The sequence below is a fragment of the Bacillus sp. FSL K6-3176 genome, from assembly GCF_038003325.1.
GTDB classification, from domain to species: domain Bacteria; phylum Bacillota; class Bacilli; order Bacillales; family Bacillaceae; genus Bacillus; species Bacillus altitudinis.
In genome coordinates this window covers 272,217-290,347 of record NZ_JBBOOX010000001.1, presented here as the reverse complement: position 1 = coordinate 290,347, position 18,131 = coordinate 272,217, and the positions used below count along the sequence as shown (strand labels likewise).

The following is an 18,131-nucleotide window of genomic DNA, read 5'->3' as shown; positions in this document are numbered from 1 at the left end:
GACTATCTACGTCTATGATAGAAAAAATACCGCCTGTCTGACATAAAAATGTCGCGAAACGTCCTTTTTCTGTCTTGAAATGATCCATTTTAAAAAACAAATGGTAAAATAGACAAATAATAAGAAGAGTCATAGGTGATTTTTATGATAAAAGTAGGTCTTGTCGATGATTACCGAGTGGATTTAGAAAAGCTGCATGCCATTGTCGGCAGAATGGATGCCGTTGACATCGTTTTTGTGACGCAGTCAGCGGAGGATGCATATGAGAAGGTCAAACAGGGCGACATTGATCTATTGTTTGCAGACATTGAGATGCCTGGCATGTCAGGCTATGAATTAGCAGACCTTATTCACTCTCATGCACTGAATGTAGATGTTGTATTTGTGACAGGAAACAGTGGGTATGCTGTCCATGCCTTTGATTTGAATGTCCATGATTATATTATGAAGCCTTATCAAGCTGATCGAATCGCCAAATCCTTAGAGCGCTACATGTCCACCAAGCAGGAGAAAAGCATTCACGGACGGCTTCTCATCAAGCAGCAATCAGATATCCATGTACTGCAAAAAAAGGATGTCATCTTTGTTGAACGTACTGGCAGGTCGACGACCATTGTCACAACAACAGGAGATATTCAAACATACCAAACTCTCAACGAGTTAAAAGGTGATTTAGCTGAGAAAGACTTTATCCGCTCCCACCGCTCGTTTATCATCAATATTCATTACATCAAGAACTTTTCGGCGTATGCCAAAAATTCATTTATCGTGTCTTTTGAAGGGACTGATAAAAAAGCCATGATGACGAAGCAGCAATTAGAATATTTTAAGAAATACTACTTTTAAGGAGAACGAACGTGAACGCTTTCTATCTTGGATTTCGCATATATACGCTCATCTGGCTGGGTCTTGCAGTTCATGCTGCTGCTAACGCTGTTCTGCCTTTGTCATCAAGCATGGTGTGGCTTCTGACCTTTTGCATCTTGTGCCTTTACACCTTTTTCATTTACAAAAGGTTTTGGCTAGTTATGAGTGGTTACATGATATTAGGCGCTTTTGTGCTCATTACCTGCTCAGGCATTTCACTTTTTCTCACGCACGGAAATGGACTAAGCCATCTTTTAACTGTCATCATCATTTTGACAGCCGATCTCCTTTCCATCAAGATGATGCAAACGGAGCAACGATTAAATGGACGGCTTCAAGAGCTGATTCATGCTGAGTCGAGAACCAATGACTTGCTGCTTGAGCTGCGAAGTAAACACCATGAAACAGCTAGACATTTAAATGCCTTTTCCGCATCGAATGACGAGCATGAGATCAAAGATTTGATTCAGCAATACGTGAAACATTTCCCTTGGATCAAAGGGGAAAATGCTTATTTGGCCTCCACCCTTCATTCCTTTTTCCAGCGGGCTGAAAAAGAGGAGATTGCCCTTTCACTAGATCTTCAAGCACCCTTTTCTTCTCTTCCTTTTTCTAAAGCGGATCAGGTGAGTTTTACTGGCAACCTGCTTGATAACGCATTAGATGCCGCCATTGAAGCGAAGCAAGCTGGGAACGAAGGAAGCATCTCGGTCATGACTTCCATACGGAGCGGGCTCTTTTTGATTCATTGTGAAAACAGTACGAAGGGAATGGAAAAACACGTATTAGATCATCTGTTCAAAACGTTTGGCCGCTCGACAAAAGGCGGTGATCATCAAGGTATGGGTACTTATATCATTCATCAGCTTGTTGAAAAGGCAGACGGCACGCTTGATTTTACGTATCGTTCTCCAAACCTGAGGCTCGTGATCAAGATTCCTCTCACAATGGCATAAAAAATAAGGTGCTGCTTGGCACCTTATTTTTTATATTATGAAAAGATCTGATCGATTTCGTTGATTTCTTCTTTTGTTAACTGAACATCGTTTGTTTTCAAGTTTTGTAAGACTTGCTCGGCTCGTTTTGCACCAGGAATTATGGCATCAATGCCCTCCTGCGCCAATAGCCACGCCAGCGCTACATGAGCTGTTTCGGCATGTTTTGATTGCGCAATGGCCTTCAGCTTGTCTACTTTTTCGAGGTTTTGAAGGAAAGCATCGCCTTGGAAAAGCGGGTCCTTTGCTCGAATATCATCAAATGTCGCATCCTTTGTAAACTTCCCGGTCAACAGGCCTGACGCCAATGGAAAATAAGGGATAAAGGAAATCCCATGCTCCACGCAGTATGGGAGAAGGTCTTGTTCTGCCTGACGTTTTAGCAGAGAATACTCTGATTGAAGCACGTCTAAGTATCCATCTCGATTAAAGGTTTGAAGCTGTTCAAAATCAAGGTTTGATGCCCCAATTGCCCGGATTTTCCCCTCATCCTTCAATTCCTTTAAAGTACCTGCCACTTCATCCAGCGGCGTGCGGCCATCTGGGAAATGCATATAGTACAAATCAATATAATCGGTTTGGAGCCTCTTCAGGCTGTCTTCGACCTGCTGTCTTAAGAAATCTCGGCTATTATCCAGTTCAATTTGCCCGTTTACCTCTTTATGAGCCCCTTTTGTCGCAAGAACAAGTTCGTCTCTGCCGCCTCTTTTGGCAATGATCTCACCAATCAATTCTTCTGAACGGCCCAGCCCATAAATAAAAGCAGAATCTAAGAAATTGACACCATGATCAAGAGCTGTTTCTACTAGCTCCCGCCCTGCATCTTCACTCAGATTCGGGAATAAATTATGGCCACCTACTGCATTTGTTCCAAGCCCTATCGGATTCACCTGTAAATCAGTTCGTCCAAGCGTTACTTTTTTCAAAAGCTCATCTCCCTTATCTGCTTAATCATCCTTATTTTCCCATGAATCATTTTCAACATTCAAGTATTCTGCTCTCTGAAAATCAATCTGGAGGTGGACGCTTTGAAAGAAAAAAGTTTTGCGATGTGAATTCTAACACATCTTTTGAAATGAAAACTACCTCCACTTCAAGAATTTTATACAAAAAACATTTAAAACCCATGATAAATAGATAAATTAATTCTTATTAACTAGTATATTCTACTTATTAAATTCCGTTTTTTATAGGTATTTGTGTAAAAATCTATCAAAGATAGGGACTAAAACCTATTCCTCATCACGAATGAAATTCGATAGAATGAATAGTGCAAATCGTCATTAGGATATTTTCCCCTTTAACACCCGAATATACCATTCTATCTGTTTCTTTTTTCTCAGTCAGATAACGGGAAGAAAATGACGAAAGAAAAGCAAAGGAGCATCAACTGTGAATCTTAAAAAAATAAGTGCACTCCTCATGATTTCATTCGTGATGATCATCTCTGCAGCCTGCCAGAGCTCAGCAAAATCAACAAAGGCTGACCAAAAATCAACAAAAACAGCAGAGGTAAAAGTGAATAGCTACGAATATACGTTACCAGAAGACTCAACAACTACCTTGCGAGACAATGAATTGGTGTTAAAAGTCAACCTGACGATCACCAACAAAGGTGATAAAGCCCTTTCACTATATAACTCTGATTTCACCCTTTATCAGGACGATGCCAAAGTCTCTGATTTAAAATTCTACGGCAGTAAAGACCGCCTTGATCTTGGGTCATTGAACAAAGGGAAATCACTATCAGGAGCGCTTTATTTCCTAGTAGATAAAGGTAAAAAATATCAGTTCGTGTACCAAGATAGCATCAAGAAAAACAGCGATTCGATCGAAATTGAACTAGACGGCGAAAAGATACTAGATACAGCGAAAAAGCTAGATAACCCAGCAAAAGCGCTATCTGCTTATACAGATCTCATTGTTTTTGACAAAAAGAATGATCAATTCTCAGAATTAACAGGTGACAATCAATCAGATGTCGTTAATAAATATCACGAAATGTTCGTGAAAGACTTTAAGAGAAGTGCGGGCATATATGGAAACGAAGTCAGTGACCGCGATATTTTATCCATGTACAAACGCATGCAAAATACAATGAAGGATAAAGCGAAAGTGGAAACAAGTGTGAAAACCATCTCAGATGACGAAGCGAAGGTTGTCGCTCAAGTAACCGGTATTGATGCTTCTAACTTAAAAGACAAACTAGACAAACAAAGAGATGAGTTTTACAACGGCAAAATCCGTTCGAAAGAAGAATTGTATAAGAAAAGCTTGAATATGTACGCATCTGAGTTTGAAAAGCTTCCTCCAGTCTCAAGCCCTGCTGAGTATGAAGTGAAAATGAAACGTAACGGAGATGGTCAGTGGAAAATTGACCTCAATGATTATAATACAGAGCAATACATGAGTGGTTTTATTAAAACAAGATGATGAAAAAAAGACGCTGACTCCTTGAAAGGTGCCGCGTCTTTTTTCATGCTATGATACAGTCGTCTCTTGCTCTTCTTTGACCGCTTTTTCAATGTCTTTAAATCGGCTCGATACAGTGGACGCACTAATGCCATACTTTTTAGCAACTTGTGCTTGAGAAAGCGGGGCATCACTTGCAAGTGAATGAATATAATATTCGATTCCCGCAGCAAATGACGCCGCTTTACGGATCACAGGTGCTTTCTGATCACAGTAAGCTTTCCAAACCGTTAAAGCGCCATCTGTCAGGCTTTGGTCACCGTGCTCTTTCATCCCGTCTTCAATCAGCTTGGCTGTTTCCAGCTGAACATCACTAGCCCAGTCCATCCGATCTGCTGATAGTCCTACTGTACTTCCTTCTGTTTGAGCAGGCGCTTCTGTTTCTTCAACTTCTTGCTTCGCAAACATACACTTCAGCACTTCAGGGAAGACTTCTCTCATAAATGTACTATGTGCTCCTCCGTTTGCCTCATGTGCTTCAACGAGCTGGCGAACTTGAAGAAGAAGCGTATCAGTAAACTCTTTCGCAAACATCGTATATTGAATGAAAAACTCTGCTTTTTCTTCAAACTGAACAGGGAAACCTAGAACAAGACTACCTTTCTCTGGCAGCACAGTTTGATCCGGCTTCACATCAACTTCAACCTTCTCAGCTGTCACCATATTCTCAAAGTAAAGAGACTCGTCCGTTTTTTCATTTAATAAAAGCAAAGATGGCTCCATGTCTGTCCAAGATTCAACCACTTGTCTTGTTTTAGGACGGGTAATATCTTCTGCTTTTTTTGTCAGGAATTCTTGGAAGATGGTCTCTTTCTTATCTGTTAATGGGCGGAAGAAAATGCCCCATACACTCAAATGAAAGACTGAGATTTGTTGCGTTTCTTTATCCATATCTGCTAGGAAAGAAAACTCATTAATGAATTGATTGATCGCTCTCTGATGCTTAGAGAACGCATAATTCATTAAATCCTTTTGAACTTGTACAGCTTCCTTAAACACAAGCTCAGACGTTTGTTCTCCGCCTGACTTTTGACCACAGCAATGTTTATATTTTTTTCCGCTTCCGCATGGGCAGAGCGCATTTCGTTTAATTTTTCCCAAAATAAAACCTCCGACATTCTAGTCTAACCTCACTATTTTAACAAACGATTGCACAGGAGAGTTTTATTTTCAAGAAAAAAGAAAAATCAGAATGATCAGATAAATAACAAAGACGTCTAAAAGAGCAAGGCGGCTCATAGTCAAAAGCACTCTGTCTCTGTTTATTTTCTCCAATCATTCCAATAGATTTCCCTCAGCTCATCCCTTCGAATAGCTGCTTTGCTTCAAAATAAAAGATTTGCACGAACTTTTTCGTATTGACTCTGCCTGTTGACCCTGCAGATGAAGAAGTCTTCTGCATTTCTTTCATTCTTTGGCTGACATCAGTGAAATCAAAAAACTTCGACGCATAGTGCTCAAATTTAGGATTTGAAAAATCTGTGAGCCCAAGTGATGCGAAATGATTTAAGGAATGATGGATGGCTCGTCTAATTCGCTGCTCTGCTGCTTTCACTTCCCGCATTACTTCCACATCCGACGCACCACGACCAAGCTTTCGTTCCGCCGTTTTGATAAATAGCTGCTTTAATGGCGGAAAATTCACCTCATGAGAATTGGCTGTCTGCGTTTCATGTAAGTAGATCAAGATCTCTAGTAAATCCTTAGAGCCACTCTCTCCGACAATTCCTAATTCAGATAGGAGGAATTCCCCTGCCTCTTTCATCGTTCTTCGCTTTGATCCAGTACCTGTCTCATGAGAAAGCACTGGCTCTAATGGCAGCACATGCCGAAGAGAAGCTTGAATATCGTAAATTGATTTTTCGAGCTTGATCCGCTCCATGACCTTTCGAATGACACTGACAATCTCAATTCGATTGACGGGTTTATGAATATAATATTCAATTCCAAGTTCATAGGCTTCTGCCATCATCTCTTTTGCTTCTACTTGAGATATCATGATGACCTTTCCTTTGAATTCAGGGTGAATATGACGTATGGTTTGAATGCCGTCTCTAGCTGGCATTAAAAGATCAATCAGAAGGATGTCTACTTTTTTCAGGTTCAATGAATGCGCTTCTAATCCTATGCCGTCATCAGCTTCATCCACGACCTCTCCTAGATCCTCATCCTCAATGATCTGACCTAAAATCGAGCGTATTGCACGATCATCATCTGCAATGAAAAATCGCATACACTCACCCTCTCTGTATTAAATTTTTTATCGGAAGGACAAGCTGAAAAGCTGTTCCTTTCGTTTCTTTTTGCTCAATCTGGATTTGACCGTCCAGCTCTTGAACCAGCTCTCTCACATAGGATAAGCCAATCCCAGTTGACGGTGTTCCATATGCATCAAATTTTGAGGTATATCCAGGATCAAATACAATCTCTCTCAATTTCTCAGGAATACCCGGTCCATCATCCTCAACCCGAATCTCTATTTTATCATGACTCCCTTTTAATACGAGTGAGATGGCTCCATCATCCTTGATTGCTTCAACTGCATTTGCCATTAAATTATTAATCAGCGATAAGAAAATGAACACATGATACTCATGCAAGTGAATGCCTTTTATATCAGATGTAAAGGAAATGTTCTTCCCGAGAGATAGCGCATATTTCTCTTGAATGCGAATCACGATTTGAACAAGATCCTCTGCCCTCATATAATCTTGCATATTCTCCTTGGAAATTAGCTTTGAAAGCCCAGCGTAAATACGCTGATTGTCCTTTTTGACTTCATGTATTTCCCCTGCAAGCTTGAGCAGCTCCTGACTCACTTTCTTTCCTGCCTCATGTTCATTCAGCAGACGATAGAGCCGATAGGATTCTTGCGTTATGTGCTCTGTATGATTTAACGTTTTCTTTAAATGAACTGTTTCCTCATATAAATTTGAAATGACCATCATCATATGCTCATTTTGCTTCATGATTTGTTTCTCTCTTGATTGTGCCTCATACAGCCTCATCATATTAAAAAAGCTGATGACCACGAAGCTGTGAGCAAATGCAATGAGGATCATATCACTCAGCTTTGAGAAAGTCATGGTTGTATCAAACACTAAAAATTGTACAAACAGCTCAACAAAATCAGCAAGCAGTTCAATCATCAGTCCGATCAGCCCAATAAAAATGGAACGCTGCTTAAAACGTCCTGTACGGACAACAAAGAAAAGAAAAGCATAAGTAAAGTAAAAAAAGAAGCTCGGAAACTGCTGATAAAATGACAGAGCCAGATCAGCTTTTTGCTGAATAAGATCTAAACCTACCCGAAATAGGACAATGGCTGCGCCTGTTAAAAAACCTGGCAGCAATGGTCTTGATTTTCTTAAAAGTAATAAGCAAAAGAAAAACGCAGGTGCCCCAAAACTAATACGAAATGTTTCATTCACAGGATAAAACTTCAGCTCTCCCGCAAGCGGCACAATGACGATCATAAAAATCAAAATAAATGCGTCTTTTTTGACAAGCTGGTTTAAACTCAAATGACTGACATCCCTTCCCCTGTTTACATAGCCACAGTATACAAGGAGACTCTTTGCTTCACAATGAGCAAAAAAATTATTTTCACGGCTTCTTCTCTCTTCAAAATCATTTTTTATGACTATTCTCCGAGAAGGCATGGTGACCTTTCAGCTATTCTACATTTGGAGATTGTCTACAATAATGGGAATTGTTTAGACAATTGCATACGGACTGATTTTTATTTGTAAGTTTTTCTGTAGATTTTCGTCAGATTGTGTAGTTTCCAAGATAAATTGAATGAACAATTTTAGTGAAACTATATGTAAGCGTTTTCTGAATTTTCACTAAAAACCCTTTTTGTTGTTTCGCCGCCAAAGCCTTCATTTGAACATATATTTAGGTGTAAAGGAGTGGTACAAGCAGCGCATGACAAGTTCTTTGAAGATGTGTAACATGTTTTCGTGCCTATTTGATCGCATTTTTTGTCATCCGCCAATTCAATAGGGTACTTTTTGATTTTTGATTGGAGGAATCGTATGAAAACAGCAATTTCTAATAATACACAACACGCATGCCAGTCTTCTGTTGATCAATGGGCAGAAGAAATACGTCCGTATTACAAAAACGGGCAGAACGCTGGCTACATTCCAGCACTCGGAAAAGTAAATTCCTCTCAACTTGGTATCAGCGTGATAGGCCCAGATGGATCATCTGTACGTTTTGGTGATTGGGACGTTCCCTTTACCCTGCAAAGTATCTCAAAAGTCATCAGCTTTATAGCTGCCTGTTTAGGAAGAGGCGTTCCGTACGTCTTGGATCGGGTAGATGTAGAGCCAACTGGTGATGCATTTAATTCCATCTACCGCCTTGAGATGCATAAACCAGGGAAGCCCTTTAATCCAATGATTAATGCTGGAGCTATTACCGTATCCTCCATCCTTCCTGGAAAGACTTCTACAGAAAAGCTAGCATATATTTTCGATTTAATCGAAAACTTAATAGGTAAGCGTCCTTCTGTTAATGAAGAAGTTTATCAATCAGAATGGGCAACTGCACACCGCAACCGGGCACTTGCTTATTATTTAAAAGAAACCAATTACTTAGAATCAGATGTCGAGGACACGTTAGAAGTGTATTTAAAGCAATGTTCCATTGAGGTTACAACAGAGGACATCGCCTTGATTGGACTGATTATTTCAAGTGATGGCTACCATCCCTTTAAACAAGTCCAAGTCATCCCAAAAGATATCGCAAGACTAACAAAGGCATTGATGCTGACATGCGGCATGTACAATGCGTCTGGTAATTTTGCTGCTTTCGTAGGCGTTCCAGCCAAAAGTGGTGTGTCTGGAGGAATCATGGCTTGCGTTCCGCCAAGCGCAAGAAGAGAATTCCCATTTCAGACAGGCTGCGGTATCGGCATTTATGGTCCTGCCATTGACGATTGTGGAAATAGTATTACCGGTGTCATGATGCTGAAGAAACTCGCCAAAGAGTGGGATCTCAGTATTTTTTAAAGAGAACAGTGATGAAATCGAAGAGGTGATGTTATGAACGAAAAAGCTTTGCTATCTTATTTAACAACTACAAATGATTTTATTTGGACTTATCTAATCATTGCTCTGTTACTTGGAGTAGGGGTCTACTTCACATATAGATCACGCTTCCTGCAAGTCAGAATGCTGAAAGAAATGCTGCGTGTTCTAAAAGAAGGAAGAAAAGAAAAAGAGGGAATCTCACCGTTCCAAGCATTTGCCATCAGTATGGCAGCACGTGTCGGAACAGGGAATATCACAGGGATTGCCATCGCTATTGCGATCGGTGGACCTGGCGCAATCTTCTGGATGTGGATCGTAGCGATTATCGGTTCTGCTTCAAGCTTTGTTGAAAGTACACTAGCTCAGGTGTATAAAGTAAAAGATAAAACAGGATTCCGCGGTGGACCTGCTTATTACATGGAAAAAGGATTAAATAAGCGCTGGATGGGGATTTTATTTGCCATCCTGATCACGATCTCTTTTGGGATTGTCTTTAACGCCGTGCAATCAAATACAATCACCGTCGCTTTTAAAAACTCTTTTGGCCTAGATCGTTTAACTGTCGGAATCGTTATGGCTGTTATTTTTGCGTTCATTATTTTCAAAGGGATCAAAGCGATTGCAAAAGCATCTGAATATATTGTCGTTTTTCTTGCCGTTGCTTACATCGGGATTGCTTTCTTTGTGATTATCACAAATATCACTGAACTACCAGGTGTCATCAGTACGATTGTGAAGCACGCTTTCGGATTTGAACAGTTTGCCGGCGGTACATTAGGTGGAGCATTGTTACAAGGGATTAAACGCGGTCTCTTCTCAAACGAAGCCGGTATGGGTAGTGCCCCTAACGCAGCAGCAACTGCTGTCACGAGCCACCCCGTCAAACAAGGATTAATCCAAGCATTTGGTGTGTTAACAGATACGTTAATTATTTGTACAAGCACAGCCTTTCTTGTTCTGTTCTCTGATGCGTATAAAACAACCAATCTGGAAGGAATTGAGCTAACTCAGGCTTCATTAAGCCAGCACATTGGGCCTTGGGCTTCTGGATTCCTGGCGATCATGATTTTCTTATTCGCTTTTAGTACGTTAATTGGTAACTATTACTATGGTGAAACGAACATTGAGTTCTTGGGAGCGAATAAAATTTGGCTCAACATCTATCGTGTGGCTGTCATTGGCATGGTTCTTTTCGGAGCTGTTGCGACTGTTCCTCTCGTTTGGGGTCTAGCCGACTTATTCATGGGTCTCATGGTCATCGTCAACCTCATTGCCATTACCATGTTGTCCAAAGTCGCCTTTGCAGCACTGAAGGATTACATGAGACAGAAAAAAGAAGGCAAAGATCCTGTTTTCTATAAAAACGCTGTTCCAAACAATGAAGAGATTGAATGCTGGGACGACGAACCTGTTTCCTTGAAAAAGAATCAAATCGGATAAAACAAATAAGCTCTGGTCATATGATCAGAGCTTATTTCTTTATGTTAAAAATTCGAGTATGAGCTTATTCACGACATCTGGCTTTTCATGATTGATCCAATGGGTGGCATCATCGACAAAAATCAGCTGTCCATTTGGGCAAATTTTGATCGTTTCTTTTGCGAGCTTTCTGCTTAGAAACTTGTCCTCCATTCCCCAAATCATTCGGACAGGCACGAGAATTCGTTTGGAAATCGGTTTTTCAAAGCCGCCTTTTTTAATCGCTCTATACCAATTCAACATGGACGTAATGGCTCCAGGCTGCGTCCATGCCAACTTATAGCTTGAGACATCTTCTTTTGTAAACAAATGAGGTCTAGCAGATAGTCCAATGGCTTCATCCAGTCTTTGAAAGTGATTTTCTTGAAGGGCTGCCTCTGGTACATTTGGAAGCTGAAAGAATGCGATATAAGAGCTCTTCTTCCACTGCGGCGGATAAAACGGAAGGACCTTCATCATCACACGAGGATGCGGCATGTTGACGATGATTAATTTTTCTACATATTGAGAACGGGTTGAAGCAAGATGCCAAGCAACAGCTCCGCCCCAATCATGTCCGCCGACAATAGCCTTTTGATTTGGGCTCAGCGCCTTAATTAATCCCACGATATCATCTCTTAATTTGTCTAAGACGTATGATTCGACTCCTTCTGGTTTGTCACTCAGATGGTATCCCCTTTGATCAGGAACAACGACACGATACCCTGCCTCAGCCAGGGGGCGGATTTGATTTTTCCAACCATACCAAAACTCAGGAAATCCATGCAGCAGAACCAGCAGTGGGCCATCTTCAGGACCAGCCATTGCTGTATGGAGCTTTATGCCGTTTGTTTGAATATATTGAAACTCAATTTGATCCATTCCTTTTCCACCCTTTCCCCATGTCTTATCATTCTTCCAACATAGCATATTTTCCATTTTTCAGAAAATAAAAACACTCACAAAAAAACCTTCACAAGGGTGAAGGTCTCAGATTGTTGACAAAGGGCTAAAATGAACTTGATTTTAGCCCTTTGTCTTCTTTTCAGCGTGATAGAAAACCTTTGAAGTCTAGGAAGGACGAGTACTGGCGCGGAGCGAATTTCACATTCGTGAGCACCAGCACGCAGGACTGACACCGAATGCGAGGGTTTGTCTACACGCTGAAACCTTCACAAGAGTGAAGGTCTTTATTTATTTCATATAATTCAGCACCCATATCAGACCATTCTTCCGATCTTGTACTTGTCCATGAAGTGCGCCAAAGAACGTATCCTGTAATTCTACAAGGACATCTCCATCAGCTTCAAGCGCCTCGTATACAGCCTTTAACTCTTCCTCATTGTCAAACTGCATGATCAATCGAAGATTCTCCGGTTTTGGTGTGCGACCAAATGTATCTGAAAAGTGGAGCAGTGATTCTCCAAGGTGCAGCTCAGCATGCAATACACGGTCTTGATGTTCATTTAAGATACGAATATCTCCGCCAAAAATTCCTTGATAATATTGAAGAGATTCTTTGACATCTTCTACGACAATATAAGGACTAACGCTGATCATTTCCCTCATCCTCCTCTTGTTCCGTTCATTATCTCTTATATAGCTTATCCCAAATCGTATGAAAAAAGGCACAAATCGTCAACGGATTTGCACCTTTTTCTTAAGCAGATTTCGCTAATTCACTGTGTTTGTTAGAATACGCTGCGTACATGACGACACCGATAATCAGCCAAACCCCGAAGTACAGCCATGTCCGGCCTGGTAAATTGAGCATCAGAAACACACAACAGCCCATCGAGATAATTGGCAAAACCGGTACAAACGGAACCCGGAATCCCCTTTCCAGCTGTTTATGTGTCTTTCTCAAAATGAGTACGGATAAACTCACCATCGCAAACGTTAATAATGCACCGATATTGGCTAGGTTGGACAGATCCTTCAAATCAATAAACCCTGAAATAACAGCTGTCATTCCGCCAATCACCCATATACTTGCAACAGGTGTATCACTTTTGTTTGTTTTTGAAAACACTTTAGGCAAAAGCCCGTCCCGCCCCATCGCAAAAGCAATTCGAGTTGCCGCATAATTATTGGCGAAAATCACAGCCATCAATCCAATCACAGCACCGACAGAAATAATACCAGCCACGCTATGTTGATGGACACTTTGCAGTACATAAGACATTGCCTCTGTCACATTCAACTTCGTATAGTGCACCATGCCTGTCATGACCAAACAAACGACAATATAAATGATCGTACAAATGAGCAATGAACCAATAATGCCAATTGGCAGGTTCCGCTGTGGATTTTTCACCTCTTCTGCAGAAGCCGAAATGGCATCGAATCCTAAAAAGGCAAAAAACACAGCAGCGGCTCCAGCAATAATCCCTTCCGTACCAAACGGCATGAACGGCTGCCAATTGGCTGGCTCTACATAAAAACCACCTACTACAATGAAAAGAACAATAATGCCAAGTTTCACAAACACCATGATATTATTGAATTTTTTACTTTCTTTCGTTCCTCTAGATAGGATCCACGCAATGAGTAAAGCAATGATAATTGCTGGCAAATTCATATATCCGCCTTGTTCTGGACCAGCTAAAAATTGATGTGGAATTGAGATTCCAAACCCCTCCAGCAGGCTGTTAAAATAACTCGACCAGCCACTCGCTACAGCTGAAGCAGTCAGCATATAAACAGATAATAACGTCCATCCCATGAGATGACCTACGAGTTCACCCATTGTGGTATATGAATAAATGTACGCACTGCCGAACACAGGCAGCGCGGAAGCCATTTCTGCATAACAAAGTGCTGCTAAACTGCACACAATCGCTGCGATCGCAAAGGAGAAAATAACAGCCGGTCCTGCATCCTTAGCTGCTGTAATTCCGGTTAACACCATGACCCCCGTCCCAATCACAGCCCCTATGCCAAGGAGCGTGAGATCGAGCCCGCCCAGTGTTTTCTTTACCTTTTGCTGTCTGCTCTGTTCTAACAAATCGTGAATGTGTTTCTTACGAAGTATATGTCGCAAACCCTTTCCCTCCAAAACGTTAGAAAAACAAAAAAATCATTCAAATTTCATTATAGCAGAATAGGTCCTACGCATTCACAACCAATTCACGTAAATCTTTCTTCATGATTTTACCAAGTTTATTTTTTGGCAGATCCTGCGTGAAATGAATGGAAGGCACTTTGTAATCTGCTAAACGTTCCTTGCAGTAATTCAACACATCTTCTTCGCAGAAATCGACAGATTCGTCTTTTACGATATACGCACTTGGTACTTCACCATATAAGTCATCTGGTACCCCAATGACAGCAGATTCAATTACACCTGGAATTTGATCAATGACCTCTTCCACTTGGTCAGGATAAATATTATCCCCACCGTATAGAATCACATCTTTGTATCTCCCTGTGATGTAAAGAAAACCGTCTTCATCCAGATAGCCTGCATCCCCCATATGGAACCAGCCATCTTTGAGCACTTTCTCTGTCGCTTCAGGTTGATGATAGTAGCCTAAGAAATAAAATGGGCTTCTCATGACGACCTCGCCAATTTCTCCAGCTGGCACCGCCTCCTCTGTCTCAGGATGCACGATTTTGACTTCTACATCCGGATCCACTTTACCAGCAGAGCCCATTTTATCCTCGCCCATCGCTGGATGCCACGCACTCACAACCCACGCTTCCGTACTTCCATAGCCATGCATCATCTGAATGCCTACTTCTTTGTAATCTTTAATTAAGCGTACCGGTACCTTCGTACCGCCAGAAATTGCAATTTCAAAAGATGAGAGATCGTAAGAACCGCGCTTCATTTCTTCTAGCATGTACGTGTAAGCTGATGGGAAAGCCATCATAAACGTAATTCTTTCTTTCTCAATTGTTTCTAAAATGCGTTTCGGCGTTGCATCATGTAAGAAGACTAACGTATACCCTTCAATTGCAGCTGCAATCAGGTGATTAATTGAACTCATATGATACAGCGGATGACTTGCCAAGTATCGTTTTCCTTTCAGATCAAATCCTCGGTTCCCTTGTCTTGTTAAAAATTGATAGATTCGCCCATGTCCGACCATACAACCTTTTGGATTGCCTGTTGTACCTGAAGTGAATAAAATCATGGCCAAATCCTCTTCTGATACCTCTTCAGCAAGATCACTTCCATCATTAGACGCCAATATGTCTTCAAACAGCTGTGTTGTTTTCGCATTGACACCAGATTCCACCATGAGACAATCTTCTAAAGACACATTCACTGCCGCAATGATGTCACGGAATTCACGGTCAAAAAATAAAGCCTTTGGCTCTGCTTTTTTCAAGATACCTTCTAGCTCAAAAGAGGTAAGCTGCCAGCTAAGCGGTACGGCGACTGCACCTGCTTTAATGGCTGCCAGCATAATCGTAGAAAAGTGATGATGGTTTTGACAAATAAAGCACACCCGGTCACCTTTTCGAATTCCTTTACGGTGTAAGTAATGTGCCAGCTGATCAATGCGTTTTGCATATTCTTCAAATGTATAAGACACACCTCCGCCAGTTACCGCTTCAATTTGTGAAGAGCGTTCCATTCTGTCGTTTAGTAATGCCTGTAAAGTATTCAATATCTTCATCTCCAAACGTTTGATGTCCAATAGCCAATTTCCAGTGAATTGGATTGGCAGATTTTATCTCATTCACATTCTAAAATAAAAAGAGGTGAAAGTAAAATCATTTCATTTTGGAATTGTTCCTTTTATTAATTGATAATATAGGTAATTTTATAGCCGTCTTCCATTTTGGTTTAAATGATGATGCTTATTATGATAAGATAGACCTAGTAATTGATCGGAAAATGCGAATGCAATAGGAAAAGAGGTATGGAGAATGCAACATTTCGAGCTAGAGGCAAGTTTGTTAGACCATGCACTGACAAAGTATTTAAAGGCGACGAAACGAATAGATGAAGAGAATATCCCGAAAAACGTCACGAATGTAAAAGGGTTTATTTTACGCATCATCTACCGCCATCAATCATGTACTGTGAAAAATATTCTGCAGGAAGTTTCATTATCTCCCTCCGCAACAACAACCGCTCTCAATCACTTAGAAGATGAAGGGCTGATTATCCGCTCTAGAAATAACAATGACCGCCGTACGGTATGGATTACACTCTCTGAATCAGGTGAACAAATCGCCAGACAAATGATCGACAATCGTCAGCTGCTTGTCAATCAACTGTTCAATCACCTATCAGAAGAAGATAAAAAAACATTTTTTGAATTAATCGAAAAAATGATGGACGAGCGCACATTAAAGGCTTAGGAATTATCCTAAGCCTCAGATTTTTGACAAAGGGCTAAAATGAACTTTATTTTAGCCCTTTGTTTTCTTTTAGCGTGATAGAAAACCTTTGCAGTCTAGGAAGGACGCGTACTGGCGCGGAGTGAATGTGACATTAATGAGCACCAGCACGCAGGACTGAACCGAATGCGAGGGTTCATGCATGTAAATAGGGATGCTGTTCCATAAGGGAAATAAAATAACCCGCCGATTGATTCGACAGGCTGTTTATTCAAATCTGTGTAACGCGTTACACAGCTATTTATCTTCGACAAACACCAAATCATACTGAGTAGAGGTCTCCCCACCCTCCATCATGTTCCCTTCCTGTATAAAATAAGGGCACATTCCTGGACTTTGTGCTTCTTCAAATTGTTCAAACACTTGCTCAATATAGCCAGGTAGCAGCAAAACCAACATTTTATTTGAATGAGACACGAATTCATACGAGTGAACGGTATTCGGAGGAATATAGGCAAAATCCCCCGGCATCAAGCAAATATTTTCTCCGTTTAACTGAAGATTTATTCTGCCTTCAACACAATAAAGTGCTTCTGTATGCATTTCATGATAATGCGAACGTAACCCTTTTCCCTTTGTCCCTTCAATCACAAAATAACTAAATCCATCTCCTGTTGTTTCCGTTGTCGCAATCAGCTCATGAAGCTGACCTTCGACCATGTATTGCTTTCCTTCACCAGCCTCCAGCACATATGGCTGCACTGCGCGCGGGAGCTGACTATGAAACAAAACAGCTGGCTTGGTTGTATTGGATAGCTCCCTAATGCCGTGCATCAACATGATATCGCTTTCTTTTTCAGCCTGATGAAAGCTGTCTGCATCAAATGGGTGATCAGTCATCGGCCATTCATTCTGCAACAGCCTCTTTCCGATTTGCTGATAGACATCTGTCATTTGCCCGCCCAGTGTATAAGAAATAAACCTTGTTTTGTGACTATGCATTCTATAGCCATGAATTGTTTTGGGCGGAATATGAATATAATCGCAGGCCGTCACCATATACTTTTTACCGTCCAGTATCACTTCCAGCTTCCCTTCCAGCACAAAGATGGTTTCAAATAGCGTCTCATGACAATGCAGCGGAAAGTAAGCACCTTTCCCACCTGTGATTAAGACAAGCTCAAACAGTTGATTTGTTTGATTTGCTTCTGCCAACACATGTACAAGCTGATTTTCCAAACCATACAGCTCCCCCGAACCGGACACGGTATAAAAAGAGGTATCTTCGGATTGCTTGATCGATTGTGGTTGCTCCGACATCCCATCACTCCTCATGACTAATTGACTATCTTTATTATATAGACCAATTGATATAATAGATAGGCAATATGCGAGAGATTTTACTCTTCTCGCATAAATAAGTGTCTAAGGTAACATTTTACGTGCTCTAAAGGTGTCGTTTGCTTTAATGCAGTAGTCATTGATAATCCGCCGATGACCATTGAATGAAGGAGAGATGCCCGCTCATCCGCTTTTATTTCATCATATCCGCTATTCATCAGCTTTTCTTTGACAAGCTCTTGCCAGCGGATCATTTCTTGTTTGCATGCAGCATGAAGTTTTGTATGTTCAGGTTTTGACTCAGCCGCCAGTAAGACAATCGGTATCCCTCTTTCACTTTCTTGCTCCATAAAACCCCGAATAATATTTGTCATAAAATGATCGACGGCGACATATGGGTCATCAGAATAGGCAAAGCTTGCTTCAATTTGATCGATGACCCTTTGACTAATATATTCAACGGCTGCTATGGCTAGCTCTTCTTTTCCATTTGGAAAGTAATAATAAAGAGATCCTTTCGGCGTGCCGCTCTCTCGAATGATTTGATTCAACCCTGTCGCATGATACCCCTGTTTACGTAAAAGAAGTGCGGCCGTTTGAATGATTTTGTCCTTCGTACTCACGTGTGACACTCCTTTCCTCCATAGACCAACGTCGA

Annotated in this window: 16 protein-coding genes; 6 read left to right on the top strand and 10 right to left on the bottom strand. The window is 41.1% G+C overall.

Translation table 11 applies throughout. From position 1 onward, the window contains the following. The first annotated feature begins 144 nt into the window (after nucleotides 1-144). Together MHB38_RS01600 and MHB38_RS01595 are read left to right on the top strand one after the other, a co-directional pair. A complete protein-coding gene (locus MHB38_RS01600) occupies nucleotides 145-846 on the top strand; it encodes a LytR/AlgR family response regulator transcription factor (protein WP_007498366.1) in 702 nt (233 codons plus the stop codon). Between the two features lie 182 nt (nucleotides 847-1,028). Continuing rightward, nucleotides 1,029-1,823 (top strand): sensor histidine kinase, encoded by a 795-nt coding sequence (locus tag MHB38_RS01595; protein ID WP_235701417.1) that lies wholly within the window; start codon nucleotides 1,029-1,031, stop codon nucleotides 1,821-1,823. A gap of 35 nt (nucleotides 1,824-1,858) precedes the next feature. Here MHB38_RS01595 and MHB38_RS01590 read toward each other — a convergent pair whose 3' ends face one another. Further along, nucleotides 1,859-2,788: an aldo/keto reductase gene (locus MHB38_RS01590; protein WP_050826894.1), complete on the bottom strand. Its 930-nt coding sequence runs from the start codon at nucleotides 2,786-2,788 to the stop codon at nucleotides 1,859-1,861. A gap of 466 nt (nucleotides 2,789-3,254) precedes the next feature. Here MHB38_RS01590 and MHB38_RS01585 point away from each other — a divergent pair, with 466 nt between their 5' ends. After that, complete coding sequence (locus MHB38_RS01585; RefSeq protein WP_008342147.1) at nucleotides 3,255-4,295, top strand: DUF4352 domain-containing protein; 1,041 nt, start codon at nucleotides 3,255-3,257, stop codon at nucleotides 4,293-4,295. A 48-nt stretch (nucleotides 4,296-4,343) separates the two neighbouring features. On the opposite strand, the gene MHB38_RS01580 is transcribed toward MHB38_RS01585, so the two are convergent. From MHB38_RS01580 to MHB38_RS01570, 3 genes are all read right to left on the bottom strand, one after another. Further along, a complete protein-coding gene (locus MHB38_RS01580) occupies nucleotides 4,344-5,435 on the bottom strand; it encodes an SEC-C metal-binding domain-containing protein (RefSeq protein WP_046342543.1) in 1,092 nt (363 codons plus the stop codon). Between the two features lie 193 nt (nucleotides 5,436-5,628). Continuing rightward, complete coding sequence (locus tag MHB38_RS01575; protein WP_060832041.1) at nucleotides 5,629-6,567, bottom strand: response regulator; 939 nt, start codon at nucleotides 6,565-6,567, stop codon at nucleotides 5,629-5,631. Nucleotides 6,568-6,571: 4 nt separating this feature from the next. After that, nucleotides 6,572-7,858, bottom strand: coding sequence for an ATP-binding protein (locus MHB38_RS01570; protein WP_017358607.1), 1,287 nt, complete (start codon nucleotides 7,856-7,858; stop codon nucleotides 6,572-6,574). A gap of 516 nt (nucleotides 7,859-8,374) precedes the next feature. On the opposite strand from MHB38_RS01570, the gene MHB38_RS01565 reads away from it, so the two are divergent. Both MHB38_RS01565 and MHB38_RS01560 read left to right on the top strand, forming a co-directional pair. Beyond that, complete coding sequence (locus tag MHB38_RS01565; protein WP_017358608.1) at nucleotides 8,375-9,355, top strand: glutaminase; 981 nt, start codon at nucleotides 8,375-8,377, stop codon at nucleotides 9,353-9,355. A 33-nt stretch (nucleotides 9,356-9,388) separates the two neighbouring features. After that, nucleotides 9,389-10,816, top strand: a complete 1,428-nt coding sequence (locus MHB38_RS01560; protein WP_017358609.1) for an alanine/glycine:cation symporter family protein — start codon at nucleotides 9,389-9,391, stop codon at nucleotides 10,814-10,816. A gap of 39 nt (nucleotides 10,817-10,855) precedes the next feature. On the opposite strand, the gene MHB38_RS01555 is transcribed toward MHB38_RS01560, so the two are convergent. From MHB38_RS01555 to MHB38_RS01540, 4 genes are all read right to left on the bottom strand, one after another. Then, complete coding sequence (locus MHB38_RS01555) at nucleotides 10,856-11,716, bottom strand: alpha/beta fold hydrolase (RefSeq protein WP_206114171.1); 861 nt, start codon at nucleotides 11,714-11,716, stop codon at nucleotides 10,856-10,858. 312 nt (nucleotides 11,717-12,028) lie between these two features. Beyond that, nucleotides 12,029-12,394, bottom strand: coding sequence for a VOC family protein (locus MHB38_RS01550; protein ID WP_008342155.1), 366 nt, complete (start codon nucleotides 12,392-12,394; stop codon nucleotides 12,029-12,031). A gap of 100 nt (nucleotides 12,395-12,494) precedes the next feature. Next, nucleotides 12,495-13,877, bottom strand: a complete 1,383-nt coding sequence (locus tag MHB38_RS01545; RefSeq protein WP_019743569.1) for an amino acid permease — start codon at nucleotides 13,875-13,877, stop codon at nucleotides 12,495-12,497. A gap of 67 nt (nucleotides 13,878-13,944) precedes the next feature. Further along, nucleotides 13,945-15,453 carry a class I adenylate-forming enzyme family protein gene (locus MHB38_RS01540; RefSeq protein WP_341002137.1) on the bottom strand — a complete coding sequence of 503 codons (1,509 nt, stop codon included), beginning with the start codon at nucleotides 15,451-15,453 and terminating at the stop codon, nucleotides 13,945-13,947. A 262-nt stretch (nucleotides 15,454-15,715) separates the two neighbouring features. On the opposite strand from MHB38_RS01540, the gene MHB38_RS01535 reads away from it, so the two are divergent. After that, a complete protein-coding gene (locus MHB38_RS01535; RefSeq protein ID WP_007498406.1) occupies nucleotides 15,716-16,153 on the top strand; it encodes a MarR family winged helix-turn-helix transcriptional regulator in 438 nt (145 codons plus the stop codon). A gap of 276 nt (nucleotides 16,154-16,429) precedes the next feature. On the opposite strand, the gene MHB38_RS01530 is transcribed toward MHB38_RS01535, so the two are convergent. Then, complete coding sequence (locus tag MHB38_RS01530; RefSeq protein WP_098680970.1) at nucleotides 16,430-17,452, bottom strand: quercetin 2,3-dioxygenase; 1,023 nt, start codon at nucleotides 17,450-17,452, stop codon at nucleotides 16,430-16,432. A gap of 80 nt (nucleotides 17,453-17,532) precedes the next feature. Further along, nucleotides 17,533-18,096 carry a TetR/AcrR family transcriptional regulator gene (locus tag MHB38_RS01525; RefSeq protein WP_039963234.1) on the bottom strand — a complete coding sequence of 188 codons (564 nt, stop codon included), beginning with the start codon at nucleotides 18,094-18,096 and terminating at the stop codon, nucleotides 17,533-17,535. Nucleotides 18,097-18,131 lie beyond the last annotated feature (35 nt).

Bases quoted from the DNA above. Each gene is read 5' to 3' on its own strand.
- MHB38_RS01600 (WP_007498366.1), top strand. From the start codon at position 145: ATGATAAAAGTAGGTCTTGTCGATGATTACCGAGTGGATTTAGAAAAG.
- MHB38_RS01595 (WP_235701417.1), top strand. From the start codon at position 1,029: ATGAGTGGTTACATGATATTAGGCGCTTTTGTGCTCATTACCTGCTCA.
- MHB38_RS01575 (WP_060832041.1), bottom strand. From the start codon at position 6,567: ATGCGATTTTTCATTGCAGATGATGATCGTGCAATACGCTCGATTTTA.
- MHB38_RS01565 (WP_017358608.1), top strand. From the start codon at position 8,375: ATGAAAACAGCAATTTCTAATAATACACAACACGCATGCCAGTCTTCT.
- MHB38_RS01560 (WP_017358609.1), top strand. From the start codon at position 9,389: ATGAACGAAAAAGCTTTGCTATCTTATTTAACAACTACAAATGATTTT.
- MHB38_RS01555 (WP_206114171.1), bottom strand. From the start codon at position 11,716: ATGGATCAAATTGAGTTTCAATATATTCAAACAAACGGCATAAAGCTC.
- MHB38_RS01550 (WP_008342155.1), bottom strand. From the start codon at position 12,394: ATGATCAGCGTTAGTCCTTATATTGTCGTAGAAGATGTCAAAGAATCT.
- MHB38_RS01535 (WP_007498406.1), top strand. From the start codon at position 15,716: ATGCAACATTTCGAGCTAGAGGCAAGTTTGTTAGACCATGCACTGACA.
- MHB38_RS01530 (WP_098680970.1), bottom strand. From the start codon at position 17,452: ATGTCGGAGCAACCACAATCGATCAAGCAATCCGAAGATACCTCTTTT.